Below are 15,460 nucleotides of genomic sequence, written 5' to 3' on the forward strand. Positions count from 1 at the left end.
TCAGTGCCGCCCTGCAAATATGGGCTTCAAGACGTGGGATCGGCTTGGAATACATCCAGCCCGGCAAACCGCAACAGAACGCCTATGTCGAGCGCTACAACCGAACCGTCCGCCATGAATGGCTCGGACAATACATATTCGAAACGATCGAGGAGGCACAGGACCACGCCACGCGCTGGCTATGGACATACAACAACGAGCGGCCCAACATGGCCATCGGCGGCATCACACCCGCAATGAAACTGAAAACAGCGGCCTGAAGTCCAGTTTTAAAACCCGCCAAAAATGGGATGATTACCCCCCCATGACCCGACAGTCGGGCCAATGGCGCGGCAAGGCCTTCATTCAGGGAGGGCGTAAATTCCTGCGCGATGCCCTTTACATGTCCGCCCTTGTCGCAACGCGCTTCAATCCGGATATGAAGGGAAAATACCAGGCCATGCGTAAAGCTGGAAAACCGGCAAAAGTCGCGATAACAACCATCATGCGAAAGATGATCCAACTCGCAAACACACTCATCAAGCACGACAGAAAATGGACCAAAAATCCTGCTTGATCAAAACGGATACTCTAGTTCCCCTTCGCTTTTATCTCATCCAGCATCTTAGCGACGTAATCCGCTACTCGTTCCACATTTTCGAAATGGTCGTAGCTCGCGACCAGTCGTTCATAGGGTTTCCCGACAACGCCGATGGGCATTTTTTGCAGAATATCAGACATATAGTCCCGCACCTGTTCTTCGGTCGGCGCGCCATGTTCGATAATATCGCGAAGTTTTTCGTAGTTCTCAATATCATTGATACGAAATACACCCGGCGCGGTATTGTACCATGCTTGCCCAAAAGTAAGAACTGGCTTTCCGAAAGTAATAGCCTCGAACCCTACCGTACCTGAGATAGTCGCAACAAGAGCGCAGTGTCTGATCAATTCCTTTGTATCAGTCTCAATCGGAACAAATTCAACATTCTCGAGCTTTCTCGCCCGCAGATAGAATTCTTCCGGACGCATATAGTCTTCCTGCTTTGGATTTTCCTTTACCAGTATTCTGATGTCCTTCGCTAAGTAAGCCAGCTCTTCGATAGCGTCCATTTGATTGATGAACTCTCCTCCTAAAGCGCTGGTCGTCAGCTCCGGCTGATAGTGAAGAGGAAGGTAAATGTATTCATAATGACCGAAGGAAACACGCTGTCGCTCTGCATTTGCAGAATTCAAGAGGAACTTGACTTTTTCGGATGACCAGTAATGATTAATTGGTGGCTGGCGGTACGAAACGATTTTCTCCAGTTTCTTGTGCCGCAAGGCTGTTCTCATCGCATTGAGGATGGATTCAAGTCCACCTTCCGCTAGAAATGCCCTATACCTGAAAATTTCTCGAACTGGGCTATATACTTGTGATTCCATCGTGACTATCTCTTCTTGAACACCACTAGGATATCTTACAAACCTCTTGACCTGATACCGGTTTATCGGGCTATCCATTGAAACCACTCGGTCAACTTTTGTCGCAAAGTTTACTATCTTGTTCCTCGCCTGCTCTTCCGCGAGTTCTTTAACCTCCTCACGATTGTAACATTGGCGAGAAGTTTTCCATTCTCCAAAATCTTCCAACTTCTCGAACACGAAAAAACGGCCCGGAATGATAGACTGGTATAAGATTCTGGTTGGAATGCCCTTATCTCTCGCGACTAAGTACAGGACGTAATCCGCACCCTGATGCGGCATGTTTGTCAATACAATGGCTTTTATACTTTTCTGATCAATTAAGTATGCGAAGAACGTATAATAAAGATCGTACAAATGATCTATCGAAGCAAAATCCCTTAGGCCAAAGTCAAAATTTGTTGTTTCGAATGTATACCTAGATATTAGATTGCAAAAATGCATGAATTCTTTCGGGGAGTTCTTCGAGGCTTTTATTATTTTTCCGAAATCTATTTTATCAACAATTTCTAGGAATCTGTTCCTTGATAAAATATTATTCAAAGTAAAGGATGAATTCTCAGAAGTCGAAATGGACAGAATTTTACCTTCAGTAAGGGAATTCAATCGGTCCAATACATCGCCATATTCCTTGGCAAACCCCCAAATGAGTGAGTAGTCTTTTTCATCATCCAAATCTTTTTCATAGAAATTCTGACGTTTGTCCAGTTTCTGGCGTACTGTGTTGATAGCCGCATCATCAACGTTCTTGTAATCAGGAGACTCGAAGAGCTCGACTAGCTCTTTATATTTTGACTGGTTGAACAGATGCAGGACCAAAAGTCTTTTCACCCTGACATCTTCAGTTCCATATACCTCAATATGTTCAAGAAGTTGTATTTCGAACAAAACAAGAATTCGGCTCTTCCAAAGATAGATAAGAATTTGGATGTCCGCTTCTTGCCTAGAACTATGCAGTTCGCGAATGCGCCTGCCAATTTTACGCACGATACCTGTATCTACGTAACTAAGATCCAAATTGTAAATCTCTTTAAGGCTCTTGGTCTTATTTAAACGCCTTAAGGAGGAGATTGTTCTTAAAAAATTCAGAAGGTCAATCATTCTTATACTTTCTCGCTATCGTTCGCGTAGAGCTCGGACCGAGATGCGCTCATAGCCGGAATATCTCCGGTGGTAGCTGTTTCAACCAAAAATCTGTGCCGCGGCCTCTTCGACAGAAGCCATTGCAACAACGGTGCTTACTTAGATGTTATTCATATTTGGCGCGAGACTTTTAATGTCTGAGTATGGTCATTTCAAAACATAACTAGTTCCAAGACATCGCCCTCCAGAAGTTTCTGTACCAGTGGAAGCACATCGGCCGGCGGCGCCTCGATCGTCCGGCACAGGTCGATGAAATCGAGCTTTCCATCCGCGTAGGCAACGATGTTGAGCAGTGTGCGGACCTGCTGGGCTTTGTTCTTGGTGCTTACGGAAGGATAGAGCCCCCGCGCTCCGAGCTGTGGTTCGCACGGCCGCTTGATTTGCCACGTCCGATTGTTGTCAATGATCGCAAGCGCCTGGGCAACGGCCTCGAAGCCGCCTTGCAGGCCGGACGGCGTGACCAGCGTCAGGTCATCGAGAGAGGTATGATACTCCGGGTACTCGGCATATTTCGTGCGCATGATGGAAGCGATCGGCAGGTCTACCCCCGGGCTGCAATACTGCCGTTCGTCACTGCCCCGCGTCAGGAAGCTAAACGTCTTGTAGTCGGGAGCAACCGAGTTGAGCGCAAGCCGGCCGGCGCGGTCGGACAGCGTACCGTCCTCCCGGGAGGGCAGGAACGAATAAGACCTGTCGTCGCCGATGCAGGTGATCACATAACCGGCGACAGTTCTCAGTCTGAGCAGGTCAAGGTGCTCGTGGACATAGGCGATGGCGCCGATCGTTTCGGGGACGAACACGAACCGGTAGGTATAATGATTGTCCTGCTGCGCGATCCACTCTGCGACCGCCGCCGCGACGACCGGTCCCGACAGTTCGTTGTTTGCCATGGAAGGATGGCACACATAGGTGGATATCAGGACCTCTTCCTCCGTCCTGCCGGGAATGATCAGATCCGCATAGTTCAGGACCCCGTCCACGTGCTCCGCGTCTATGACCGCGCGGTACATGCCCGGCTTCATGCCGTCGCGGGCGGCCTGTGAAACACAGAAGCCCCAGTGCGGCTTGTAATAGGAGGTGATGTAGGGGATGGCGTCCGGCTGCTCCGGGAGGGAATAGAGATGGCCTTCCAGCTCTTCCAGGGACAGTTCCCTGTCAACGCCGACGGAATAACCGACGACGTGCAGATTGTTGTCGACGAAATCCGCGACGACCTCCCCATCCGGCCCGGTCAGTCGCGCGGAGCGGATGTGCCATTCCTTCGGGACCGTCCAGTCGAACACCTTGGTGCCGCTCCGGACCGAATGAACCTGCAGATCCGGCAATATCTTCTGGAGATAGGCCAGCGTCTCGCGCACTCCTGGTCCGGTCAGGGACCGGCAGACCGGCCAGAGATCCCTGGCGCGGCCATGCGCTGTCTCGCCGATTTCCGGCGTCTCGAATCCGAGCGGCATTGGGCTTCCTTTCCGATTTCGCCGGGTCGTTACCCGAGAAGATCCCAGGACAGGGGTTCCCCGCGCTTCAGGGCGCGCCTCGCGGTCCTGCCGAGCACGTCCGGCAGGAACTTTGGCTTGAGGCCGTAGCCCGGGCGGATTGAGCGGACGTTGGACTCGGTCAGCGGCTCGCCAGCAGCGACGTCCTCGACCACGTAGAGCGACCTGCGCAGCCGGCCCATGCGGGCCTCGTCTTCGCCCTTGACGCCATAGTTCACCTTGCCTTTGGCGGCCCATGCCGCGCGGGTGTCCTCGACAAGACGCGTGAGCTCGTTCGGCTCGAGCGAAAACGCGGAATCGGGGCCGCCGTCGGATCGTGCGAGCGTGACATGCTTCTCGATCACCGCCGCGCCGAGTGCCACGGCGGCACTCGGCAGCGCCGTGCCCGGCGAATGGTCGGACAACCCGACGACGACGTCGAACGCCTCTCCAAGATGGGGAATGGTTGCAAGGTTCGCGTCTTCGGGCCGACTCGGATAAGCACTGACGCAGTGCAGCAGGCAGATCTGATCGTTGCCGCATTCCCGAACCGCGTCAACGGTTTCCGCGGCTTCCGCCAGGCTTGAGACACCAATGGAGATAATGACGGGCTTGCCCGTGCTGGCCGCCTTCTTTACCAGCGGAATGTCCATGGCTTCAAAGGAGGCGATCTTGTAGGCCGGGGCGCCGAGTTCTTCCAGGAAATCGATGGCGGTGAAATCGAACGGCGAAGAGAACACGGTGATGCCGACGGACTTGGCGTGCTCGAACAGCTCCTTGTGCCATTCCCATGGGGTGTTGGCTTCCTCATAGAGGTCGTAGAGCTTGCGCCCGTCCCACAAGCCGCCTTCCAAGGTAAAACCCGGGCCGTCGTGATCGATGGTGATCGTATCGGCTGTGTAGGTTTGTAGCTTGACCGCGTCCGCGCCAGATTCCTTGGCCGCGTCAATCAGACCGAAGGCTCGGCTGATGTCGCGATTGTGGTTTCCCGACATTTCGGCAATGACATAAGGCGGGTGGTCTGGGCCGATCTTGCGGCCGTCTATTTCAATACACCGTGCCTCTTTCTGCTTTGTCATGTCTGGTGGCCTCCGAGTTAATGACGCGGTCAATTCGCTTTCGCGATCTTTAGAATGTATTTCTGCCCATTGATCGTAAAAAAGGCTGGATAACGTTCATTATCTACCACGCGAAACAGCTGGAACTGCTCCGCGATCGACTTCTGCGGATCCAGTTCGCTGTCAGCAGGTTTGCGACGACGGTACCAAGTCGGTTCCCCCGTCTGAGGGACGGCAACCGGGCGTGTCTCCGCGACAAGATAATCCATGCAAATGTCAACGATGCTGCGTCCGAGCGCTTCTCGGATTTCGTCGTTAAGCTCATGCCCCTCGAAGGCTACCGTGCTCTGCCTGACGATCGGACCGGTATCGGCGGTGCCGTCCATCTCGAACAAGCTGAGAGGAATAACATCGAGACCTTCAAGGATCTGCCACACAACCGGTGAGAATCCGCGTCCCTTGGGCAGAGCGCTAGCATGCACCACCAAGTTTATCCTGTTTCGGGAGAGTACATGTTCCGGCGTCAATTTCAGGCAGCTCAAGTAGAAAGCTATGTCCCCTTCAAGTACCTGACCTTGGTCGCGGAAAAAAGCCGCTCGGTCATCATTTTCGCGGATCCGATCCACCAGTTCGTTTGCGAAACGATCGAACCAGCCTTCCGTGTCAGTGACGATGGAAACGGTTCGCTCGCCGGTCCACCACGTCTCAGACTTGCCCATAGGCCCTCTCCCTTTCCGCAACCAGTTGCAACACGCGTTCAGCAACACGCCGGGTCCCAGAACCGTCGCACAGCTCTGCGCTCGTTCTACCAAGTTGACGCAGATGTTCGGCGTCGTTCAGGAACCGAGTCAGCCCAGCGAACAGGTCCCGATCTGAAGACGTCCGCGCGTCTCCGATGAGACCGATAGCCCCTGCCCGGTTCATCAGATCGGCAATCTTGATCTGGTTGTCTGCAAGGATGACGACAAGAGATGGCAGGCCCAACGCACAGCGCTCCCACGTTGTGGTGCCTCCCGCCCCTACCGCCACATCGCACGCCAGCATCAACTTAGCCATGTTCCGGACGTCACTGTGCACTTGGAATCGGACGTCAGCGGTGCAGATTTCTTCAAGGAAAGCGTAGCTTGGAGCCTTCCGTCCCAGAACCACGTCAACACGGTCGATACCGCCGAGTTCCTTGAGCAAGCCGCAGATCCGACCAGCAATACCGCCGACATCGGTCATGCCGAGGGACACTAGCACGCGGCAGCTTTTCCCGCTGTTCGCCCGTCGACATAGCGCAGCCGCGCGATTCAAGGCGAACTCCTCGCGCAAAAGGGCGTATCCGGAACCGAGAAGCATGCGACAACCAAAGGGCACCAACGCTTTGTAGTCGGCTGCCTGCACACCGTAGGTCTGGTCCAATAGGACATCGCAGTCATGCGGACGGTCCGCCAGATCGTCGATGACCAGCAGGGTTCCCGCCCTAGCGCGCCACTGGCTCTCCTCGGGCGCCGCAAGACCATAGTGATCGAACACCAGCAGATCGAAACGGCCTGCTAAATCGCCCGTCTCTCCAACCTCGATCGTACGGACGTCGACCCCGTCCCACATGTCCGGCGGGATGACCTCAAGCGTCTCCGGAGAGGACAGGAAGACACAGGAATGGCCGCGTGCGCGGAAGGCGCGTGCGAGCGTCAGGCAGCGCATGACGTGGCCGCCGCCAAGCGTTACGCCCGCATCCACCCTGAAGCCTATCCGCCTGCTCATTGACACCGTGTTCCTGGTTGGGTCCGCTTCAGACTGCCAGCGGATAAGGGATTTGCTCGAAACCTGCGAATGTGCTCTGCCGCGCGTCTACCGCACCGCCGGACCCATAATGGTCGCTCAGCACCGGTGTTGCCCGGCAGATGTCCGCAAGCTCACGCCAGCCGCGGTCAGGCAGGCCCGGGACAACGCTTTCCAGCGCCCCGAAAAACGCAAAGTCGTCCGGCGTGTCGAGCGTCAAGCGCAGCTTGTGCTCCGCGAGATTCGGGGGCAGGTGAACATTCAGCTTCTTCAGGCCTGGGTTCCGGCGCACCGCCGGCATGACATGTTCGCGGTCATGCGCTGTCGGCTCGTTCCGGAGGGCCGCTTCCAGGACAGCAGCGCGGACCACCTCCACGTCGAGGCCGTGAGGAAAGCTCGGCGGAGCGTTGTTGGTCGCGAAATCCGCGTTATGGCCGAGCAGGGCCTCGACGACCGCGCCGCAGACCTGCGGATCGATGACCGGGCAGTCTGAGGTCACCCGCAGCACGATATCCGCGCGCGCAGCCCTAGCCGCGCCGACATAGCGCGACAGGACGTCCTTTTCATCGCCCCGGAAAACGCTGACGCCCAGCCGTTCCGCCTCCAGCGCCACCGGGGTGCAGTCCGGCGTCTTAACGGTCGCGCAGATCACCTCGTCGACATTCGGAATCGCCTTGCAGCGCTCGAGGCAGTGGGCAAGCACGGTTTTTTGCCCGAGATGCATCATGACCTTGCCGGGCAAACGGGTGGAGCCCATGCGCGCCTGCACGATCGCGACGACCCGAGTCTTCGCTCCGGCGTTCATGAATTCACACCGACGGCTTTTTTCAGGGCGTCGACGACACGATCGACATCATCTGGTTCCATGGCTGGGAACAGCGGCAGGGACAGTGTGCGCGCGTAAAACGTGTTTGCACCCGGCAGCGACTGATCGCCGTAGAGCGCCCTGAAATAGGGCTGCGTGTGAACGGGTATGTAGTGGACCTGGGTGCCGATGCCGGCCTCGCGCATCACCTCCATAACCTCCCGACGCGAGCGTCCGGCTGCACCGAAATCGATCCGGGCGGCATATAGATGCTGCGCGGGCAGACTGTCGGGCGCGCCCGCATTGGTGCGGATGAGCGGGCCGCAGTCCTGCAGCAGCTCGTGGTAGCGGGCCACCAGCGCCTGCCGCCGGGCAACGAATGCCGGCAACTTTTTCAACTGGCTGATTCCGAGCGCGGCCTGCATGTCGGTGATGCGGAAATTGTAGCCGATCGCCTGCATTTCGTAGAACCAAGGATTGGCCGTTTCGCCGTCAAAGGCCAGATCCCGATTCTGGAAGCGTCCTGCGTCCCGGACCATCCCGTGCGAACGTAGTTCGGCAAGGGTCTTCGCCAGCTCCGGGTCGCGCGTCGAGGTCGCCCCGCCTTCGCCGCAGGCGATCGTCTTGACCGGGTGGAAAGAGAAATTGGCCATGGCCGAGTGACGGCAGTCGCCGACCGTGAAGGTGCCTTCGGACGTGGTGTATCTGCTGCCGATCGCGTGGCAGGCATCTTCAACGATCGGGGGAGCCTTGTCCTGCGGCCAGGCAGCCACGATGTCGGCAAGTTGCTCCATCGGCGCCACATGGCCACCCAGATGCACCGGCATAACCGCCCTGACCGGGCGGCCGCCTACCCTGGCCAGCGCCCCTTCAAGGTCCTGTGCCCGCATGATGCCGGTATCGGGACAGACATCGGAGAAGATCACGTCGGCACCGACGTAACGCACGACGTTGGCGGTCGCCAGGAACGTGACGCTGGGAACGATGCACACATCTCCCGGTCCGATACCAAGCGCCAGCATCGATAGATGGAGCGCTGTCGTCCCGTTTGCCGAAGCAACGACCTCGGGATCTCCGAAAGCATTGGAGAGTGCCGCCTCGAAGCCGACCACTGCAGGACCCGATGTCAGGAAATCACCACGCAGGACATCGCAAACAGCTGCAATGTCGTCTTCATCGATCATCTGACAACCATACGGCAGGAAATCAGCCATTCATCACGCCTCGCACTCAAGGTCCTGCAACGACGGCTGCAGATCTCAGTGGCTGCTTTTGTTCAGCAGGTCCTCGAGACCGGCAGCGTCGAGCCACTCGGAATTGTTGTCGCTGGTATAGCTGAAGCGGTCGGTCACGCGTCTCACATGCGCCAGATCGAGATAGCTTTCTCGATTGAATTCGTTGAACGCGGGTTCGATGGCATACCGGTCGGGAAACTCAACGGTGACATATGAGTCATCTTCAGAGATCATGATCTCGTGCAGCTTTTCGCCCGGGCGGATGCCCACGATCTTTTGAGGCAACCCGGGAGCAAGAACATCGGCAAGATCGGTGATCTTCATACTCGGGATCTTCGGGATAAAAATCTCACCGCCCCGCATAAGGGCGAAAGAGGAAATCACAAACGCAACGCCCTGTTCGAGCGTAATCCAAAAGCGGGTCATGCGATCATCAGTTATCGGCAATTCTTCCACTCCGCGCTCAATCAGACCGCGAAAGAAGGGCACGACCGAGCCGCGTGACCCGACAACGTTTCCATAACGCACTACCGAAAACCGGGTTCCAATATTTCCGCTAAAATTATTGGAAGCCACAAAAATCTTGTCGGATGCGAGCTTGGTAGCCCCATATAGATTGATTGGGTTCGCAGCTTTATCGGTTGACAGCGCAATTACATGCTTCACATGATTGGCTAGTGCAGCGGAAACCACATTCTCCGCACCCTGAATGTTGGTGCGGACGCATTCTTGAGGATTATATTCGGCTGCCGGCACCTGTTTTAGCGCCGCAGCGTGAACCACGAAGTCCACCTCCCTCATTGCGAACTGAAGTCGTGCCAGATCCCGCACATCGCCGATAAAGAACCGGACAGCGCGCAGCTTCTCTGGCGGCAAAAGCTCCTGAAGTTCCATGTTCAAGTCGAATTGTTTCAGCTCATCCCGTGAATAAATAATAACCTTATGTGGATTTTGGGTCTGCAAAACTGTTTTTACAAATTGCTTGCCGAAGGAACCGGTGCCTCCAGTCACAAAAATAGTTGCGCCTTCGAAATTGGCGGAGTGTTCAGTGTCAAAAATTCGATACATTGAAATCTTCTTCTTCTCTATGGTCGTTCGCAGTGGCGCTCTGCATCCAGTATTGCTCGAGAAGTGTCAAGCGGACATTCCACGCGAAATCAAAAAATTGGGGGTCTTGCGGATCTGACGCGACATGAATTGCTGCTTATCGCGTGCAGTGATGACAACCACACTGCCGCGGCCAACGGGCTGGATTGCAACGATGCCAGCTTCGCGCGCTAATTTATTAAACAGCTCGAATTTGGCAACCGCTCCAGTATCTTTCATGTCGCGGCAGAAGAAAATCACTTCCGAGGGTTGCCAGCTTACACCGTTCCATATTTCTCCCAGCATGCCGCGATCCTGACGGTAAGGCACATTCAGTTGTCGCTCGACATAATGAATAAATGTTGAGCCAGCATCGAAGTTGATATTGCAGACTTTACCCCCGACGTCCAGAAAACGCTCCCAGAAACTCCCCCTTCCAAAGCAGTCCTTTGAGACATCTTCCGTCAACTGCTTTTTCATGGAACCGACGGCAGCAACCGAAAACATCGGCTCGACCGATCGGCAGGCTTGCGGCAACTTGCGTACATATTCCGATAGAGAACCACATGCAGACGGGGTGACCGCGGGTTCAAACCGACGTTCAGGCTTATCCGAGCCAAACGAATAGCTGAAAGTCGGAACAACAAGGGTTCCTTCCGGCCCGATAACATCGAACAGGGCATCGACCGTCCTGCCGCAGAGCTCATCCAGAGACCGGGCGCCCTCCATCCTGCCGGAATAGCCGACATTAGAATGCACGAAGATTACGTCGCCTGACTTTATGCCGCAGCGTGATACCGCCTCGGACAGGTCATCTGCCGTGTAGGATCCAGTCATGGTGTCCGTTTGTCCCGGATGATGTCTGCCAGACCGGAGACCTTCGAGAAAGTCCTGTTCTGAAAATCGTCTTCATCGAACTTGATGCCGAACTCCTGCTCGGCAGCCTCGATCAGCATGATGACCCCGAAGGAATCGATATATTCCGCAGCAAAAAAGTCGGCGCTTTCCATGTCATCGTCCGCCAGAGACGCAAGAGTCGGGTTCTGCTCCCTGAACCAGTTGATCAGCCAAGAAAGTTCCACCGCGCGCTCCTGCAGTTCAATGTTCATTTGCAACTCTTCTTATCCTGTTCTTCCAAGACAACGCACGGGCGCACCGTCTCCTTCATGGATTTTCAGGGGCAGAACAATGAGTTCGAACGCATCGACATTCCCCAAAGACCTCAGATTGGTCACATATTCAACAAGGATCACGTCTTTGCCCAGCAGGATGTAGTGGTTCGGCGAGTCGTTGTCCGAGGTGCGACCGTTTCTGGGATTGTCCGGCATGGGCGTATCCATCGCCAGGACCTTGACGCCGACATCAACCAGATACTGCGCACATTCCTCGGAAAGAAACGGGTGGTCCGTATAGTACTCTTCCGAATTGATTTGATCGGACCAGTCGAACCGCAGCATGAGGCGCTCCGGTGTGCGGCCGGTCAGCTTGCGTTCCATGTCAGCTTTGCTGACTTCGGCAAACGGGCCGAAGTCGGTCATGTTCAACAGCACGCAATCACCGACGAACAACGCTGGGTCCAACTCGTCAATGGTCTTTCCACCGACGATGAAGTGCCGCGGCGCGTCCATGTGCGTGCCGGAATGAGTGCCTAGCACCAGTTTCCGGGTTTCGCGCTTCTCGTAATGAAGTCGGCCCAACTGGCTGATTTCAACAAGCGGATGCCAATAGACCGGAAATGTCGTCATCCCTTCGCGCAGAGTTAACGTGAGATCCACCACTTCAGACATGTTTTAGCGACCCTATTTCTTTGTGATTTCGATAAGCTCTAGCAGTTCACCGTTTGGTCCGGAAGCAAGCAGAATTCTCAATGCCTTACCATTCACCTCCAGATCGAAGATTTCACCGACCTGTCGTGCCGATGCCTGACGCAGTTTCTCGGCATCCACCTCGATCGACGTCGTCAAACAGGCCAGGCACGGCCATCCCGCGTCGTCCAGGTATCTGTGTTCCTCAACGTTTCCGTGTTCCTCGACAAGCAGCAGTTCCAAGCGCCATTTCGGCATGAGGGCGGGCGGTTTTACAACCGCCCAGCGACGGCCGCCAGTGACGCCCTGCCGGTCGATTTTGCAGGACAGTCCTGACGAAAAGAAGGAGAGGCTCGCGTCAAGATCGGCAACGGTCAGCACGCCAGCATGGAGGCAGCTAGTCTCGCAGACCGGACGCAGATAACAATAGGTGTCCAGCCCGGAAAGCGCAAACCGGCCGAAGCCGTTGCCAAAGGCGGCAGCGAGGCATTCGCTTTCGCAATCTTCCGCAGGTTCCACTGTCACTGCGTCGACGGTCACATCCAGGACGGGCGTATAACCATTCCGGCCGCCCCTATGCATGACATCATGTGCCGTCAGCTCAATCGCCGATCCGTTGTCCGGGTCATACACGGCGATATCGTGGAGCGGCCCATACTCTGATAGAAGCGCCCGTTTTTGCGGGGCGTTGGCGACCCCCCGGTCGGCAAAACGCTCGGCCAGACCCAGCGAATCAAGAGCCCGCTGCCCCGTTTCCAGATCCGCGCACGTCAGTGCGATATGATCCACACCCACGATCATGGCGAAACCGGACGCACAAGAAGGCGTTTCTGAATCTTCCCGGTCGGCCCGGTCGGCATCTTGTCGACAGGATAAAACCGCGCGGGCCGGCTTGCGGCCGGCAATTCGCTGCGGGCACTTTCCCTCAGGTCTTCAAGGACCTGTGCCTCGTCGGCCGACTTTTCCAGAAGCACGAACGCCACGGGTACTTCCCCGTAGACATCGTCGCCTTCTCCGACCACCGCAATCTCGGACACACCGGCAACGGACTGGAGCTGCTCTTCGATTGCGGCCGGGCTGACATTGATACCCCCGACCACGACGAGGTCCTTCTTGCGGCCCGTGATCTTCAGGCAGGACCGGTCGTCGAACTCGGCCAGATCGCCCGTGCTGAAGGGCTGAAGTCCGTTCGCCCGGTCGATGGCACCGCTTTCCGGATCCAGATAGCCGGCGAAAAGATAAGGGGTCCTGATCTCCAGTTCCCGATCCTCGGCCACCCCGCTTTCGATCCCCTGAAGAAGCGAGCCGACGCTGCCGAGCTCTCCTGAGGAGGGACTGTCGCAGGACACCAGGAGCAGTTCCGACAACCCGTAACTTTGGAGAGGCCGAACGCCGTAGCTATCCAGGAATTCCTGGCCGAGAACCGGCGCCATCGGTGCGGTTCCGACAAAAGCATGTCTGAGGTCGCGGGCCGCGTATTCCCTTGAATCCTTCGTTCTGTCCAGCTTCATGACCATGCGCAGCATGGTCGGCGACAGCCAAAACGCGGTGGCCCGGTTGTCGATCACCTGGCGCCAGAAGGATAGCGCCGTGCGCGGTAGAAGGGCCGGTGCGACGATGATCGTGCCGCCTGCCATGAGCGGACACAGGATGGTATTGAGGAGACCGGCCATGTAGTACATCGGCATGACGTGCATCATGCGCTGCTCCGCGTCGCAGCCGAGTTGGGTATTGAAGGCGCCCGCGTTTGCCAGCATTCGTTCCGCGCAATGGGCGACCCCCTTGGGCCTGCCTGTGGTGCCGGACGTGAAATTCACCGAAAAAATGTCATTGTCGTCGTAGTCGGCAGAGACAGGCTGTGCCCGGGCATTCGGCGCCTCGTCAAGTGCCGCATCGAGGCAGGCAAGCAACGCTTCAGGCTCCACGGTCACGTCCGGCCGGAATACGGAGCCGATATACTCGATATCTTGCTGCGGACTGTCCGGGCTCACCGGACAGATAACGATCCGGTGGCGCAGACAGGCGAGATAGAGCACCAGTAGCGCCAGGCAGTTGGGCATCACGGCAAGAACCCGGCTCTGCGGTGCGGCGCCCAGGTCTTCCAGATATGCCGCGACTCGGTCGGCCGCATGCAGAAGCTGGGCTCCGGACACGGTCCTTCCTTCAATCAGCGAGACGACCGTCTCCCTTTCGGCCGCAGCCCGGATCCTGGCAAAAAAAGTGGAACGCAACATCGTGTCGGGTGACCGTTTCAAAGAATGTCCTGCTCTTGACCGAAATACTGACGTAGCGGGAAACGGTGGCGGAAGTTGTTTTTCGTATCCTGGGCGGAAATCTCCCTTGCTAGCTCATCCACGAGACCCGCCGGCGCCGTATCGCGCGTCTGTTCGCACAGATCCATGATCAGCACCCGCGGATCGACATTGTGAGCGATGCAGGCGTCCCGGATGACGGACATGTAGCTGGAATGAAACCCCGCAAGGCCGCAGGCCAGATCCACTGAATCCAAACCGACTTGAGTCAGGAAAGGCCGGACAAGGAGTTCCGACGTGTCCATCAGCCGGAAAAGATCGTAGTCGTGCTCATGGCCCATACGGTCCAGGATCGCCACAAAGTGCTCAGTGATAGTGTTGCCCGTACAGCGACCCATGCCCTGAAGCGAGGAATCGATCACTTCCACACCCAACTCCATCGCCTTCAGAGCATTGGCATTTGCCAGACCAAGATTGTTGTGCGCGTGAAATCCGAGCGCAATATCGGTGGCATCCCTTGTCGCGGTAATATAGTCTTCAACGGTCTGCGGCAGCATATTGCCGGCGGAATCCACCACATAGGCTATGTCCGCGCCGAAGGCTCCTGCCGTCGCGCAGGCCTTTGCGAACTCGGTCGGCGGGCGACTGTAGCTCTTCATGAAGTTAACAGCGACGAACATCCCAGCCTTCTTCGCCCTTGCGACAAACGCCTCCGCGGCATCGACCCTGTCGATGGAGACGCCAAGGCGGACAAAATCCATGTCGTGGTCGATGGCTGAGTCAAGATCTGGCAATTCAGCGATTCCAGGGATGCAGAACATACCCCAGGATCCGTTCTTGACAGTATCCGCCGTTGCTTTCATGTAGGCTTCGTCGGTCTCGCGCGCGACACCCTCGCCCTTGCGACTCGCTCCGAGACCTACGCCATGCCCGACTTCAATAAAATCGATCCCCGCCTCATCCAATTCCCTTGCGATCTGGCGCGTGTCGTCAACAGAAAACTGAAAATTTATTACATAGGATCCGTCGCGTAGAGTGGTGTCCAATAGCTTCATAATAAATGTCCTGCGCGCCAGCAACTTCCTGACCACGTCGGTCGGTGTATGGTCCATGCCGGACTGGCGGGCCGGTCACGTTCCGAAGAGTGTGTTTCACCTAAGCGGTATTGACCACTGATGCAAGCTTGGCTTGGGAGGGAAAGCGCCGTTCGGGGCCCAGGCAAACCCGGCTGAAGTTCTCTTCCACTGTCAATCGAACTCACAGGTGCCTGAGCACCCCGAATGCTTTCAATGCCCCCCTCGAACGCATCGACCAAGACCCGCAGTTGTCTCGGCCAACGTCGCGAAAGGTGTGAAAATGAAGCAAATTCCCCGCACTTCCGCTTCTCGATGACGAGC

At 56.3% G+C, this 15,460-nt stretch carries 15 protein-coding genes and 1 pseudogene; 2 read left to right on the plus strand and 14 right to left on the minus strand.

Annotated elements, in window-relative coordinates; all coding sequences use genetic code 11:
* Together OA90_RS10875 and OA90_RS10880 are read left to right on the plus strand one after the other, a co-directional pair.
* Positions 1-260: integrase core domain-containing protein (locus OA90_RS10875; protein ID WP_156510458.1), on the plus strand; the 260-nt coding region annotated here is incomplete at its 5' end.
* 41 nt (positions 261-301) lie between these two features.
* A pseudogene (locus OA90_RS10880) lies at positions 302-556 on the plus strand (transposase); the annotation flags it as partial.
* 14 nt (positions 557-570) lie between these two features.
* On the opposite strand, the gene OA90_RS10885 reads toward OA90_RS10880, so the two are convergent.
* The 14 genes from OA90_RS10885 to OA90_RS10950 form a co-directional block, all read right to left on the minus strand.
* Entirely contained in the window at positions 571-2,541 is a 1,971-nt protein-coding gene (locus OA90_RS10885) for a hypothetical protein (protein ID WP_068410744.1), read from the minus strand.
* Between the two features lie 194 nt (positions 2,542-2,735).
* Positions 2,736-4,037, minus strand: coding sequence for a DUF4910 domain-containing protein (locus tag OA90_RS10890; RefSeq protein ID WP_068410747.1), 1,302 nt, complete (start codon positions 4,035-4,037; stop codon positions 2,736-2,738).
* A gap of 29 nt (positions 4,038-4,066) precedes the next feature.
* A complete protein-coding gene (gene pseI / locus OA90_RS10895; RefSeq protein WP_068410750.1) occupies positions 4,067-5,134 on the minus strand; it encodes a pseudaminic acid synthase in 1,068 nt (355 codons plus the stop codon).
* 29 nt (positions 5,135-5,163) lie between these two features.
* The gene (locus OA90_RS10900; protein ID WP_068410754.1) at positions 5,164-5,832 is read right to left on the minus strand and encodes a formyltransferase family protein; all 669 of its coding nucleotides are present in this window, start codon (positions 5,830-5,832) and stop codon (positions 5,164-5,166) included.
* Positions 5,819-6,862 (minus strand): UDP-2,4-diacetamido-2,4,6-trideoxy-beta-L-altropyranose hydrolase, encoded by a 1,044-nt coding sequence (gene pseG / locus OA90_RS10905; protein WP_068410757.1) that lies wholly within the window; start codon positions 6,860-6,862, stop codon positions 5,819-5,821. The genes OA90_RS10900 and pseG overlap by 14 nt, the downstream gene beginning before the upstream one ends.
* A 28-nt stretch (positions 6,863-6,890) precedes the next feature.
* Positions 6,891-7,685 (minus strand): glycosyltransferase family protein, encoded by a 795-nt coding sequence (locus OA90_RS10910; protein ID WP_068410760.1) that lies wholly within the window; start codon positions 7,683-7,685, stop codon positions 6,891-6,893.
* Positions 7,682-8,899: a UDP-4-amino-4,6-dideoxy-N-acetyl-beta-L-altrosamine transaminase gene (gene pseC / locus OA90_RS10915; RefSeq protein WP_068410763.1), complete on the minus strand. Its 1,218-nt coding sequence runs from the start codon at positions 8,897-8,899 to the stop codon at positions 7,682-7,684. The genes OA90_RS10910 and pseC overlap by 4 nt, the downstream gene beginning before the upstream one ends.
* 45 nt (positions 8,900-8,944) lie before the next feature.
* On the minus strand, positions 8,945-9,988 hold the full coding sequence (gene pseB, locus OA90_RS10920) for a UDP-N-acetylglucosamine 4,6-dehydratase (inverting) (RefSeq protein ID WP_068410768.1): 1,044 nt from the start codon (positions 9,986-9,988) through the stop codon (positions 8,945-8,947).
* 66 nt (positions 9,989-10,054) lie between these two features.
* Positions 10,055-10,843, minus strand: a complete 789-nt coding sequence (locus tag OA90_RS10925; protein ID WP_068410771.1) for an AAC(3) family N-acetyltransferase — start codon at positions 10,841-10,843, stop codon at positions 10,055-10,057.
* On the minus strand, positions 10,840-11,115 hold the full coding sequence (locus OA90_RS10930; protein ID WP_068410773.1) for an acyl carrier protein: 276 nt from the start codon (positions 11,113-11,115) through the stop codon (positions 10,840-10,842). Before OA90_RS10930 ends, OA90_RS10925 begins: the two co-directional genes overlap by 4 nt.
* Before the next feature lie 12 nt (positions 11,116-11,127).
* Entirely contained in the window at positions 11,128-11,793 is a 666-nt protein-coding gene (locus OA90_RS10935) for a cyclase family protein (RefSeq protein ID WP_068410776.1), read from the minus strand.
* Between the two features lie 12 nt (positions 11,794-11,805).
* Complete coding sequence (locus tag OA90_RS10940; protein WP_068410779.1) at positions 11,806-12,612, minus strand: hypothetical protein; 807 nt, start codon at positions 12,610-12,612, stop codon at positions 11,806-11,808.
* The gene (locus tag OA90_RS10945) at positions 12,609-14,045 is read right to left on the minus strand and encodes a class I adenylate-forming enzyme family protein (protein WP_068410782.1); all 1,437 of its coding nucleotides are present in this window, start codon (positions 14,043-14,045) and stop codon (positions 12,609-12,611) included. Before OA90_RS10945 ends, OA90_RS10940 begins: the two co-directional genes overlap by 4 nt.
* A gap of 17 nt (positions 14,046-14,062) precedes the next feature.
* Positions 14,063-15,118: a 4-hydroxy-2-oxovalerate aldolase gene (locus OA90_RS10950; protein WP_068411511.1), complete on the minus strand. Its 1,056-nt coding sequence runs from the start codon at positions 15,116-15,118 to the stop codon at positions 14,063-14,065.
* Positions 15,119-15,460: the final 342 nt, after the last annotated feature.

The sequence above is a fragment of the Labrenzia sp. OB1 genome (assembly GCF_001624695.1).
In the GTDB taxonomy this organism is placed as follows: Bacteria; Pseudomonadota; Alphaproteobacteria; order Rhizobiales; family Stappiaceae; genus Roseibium.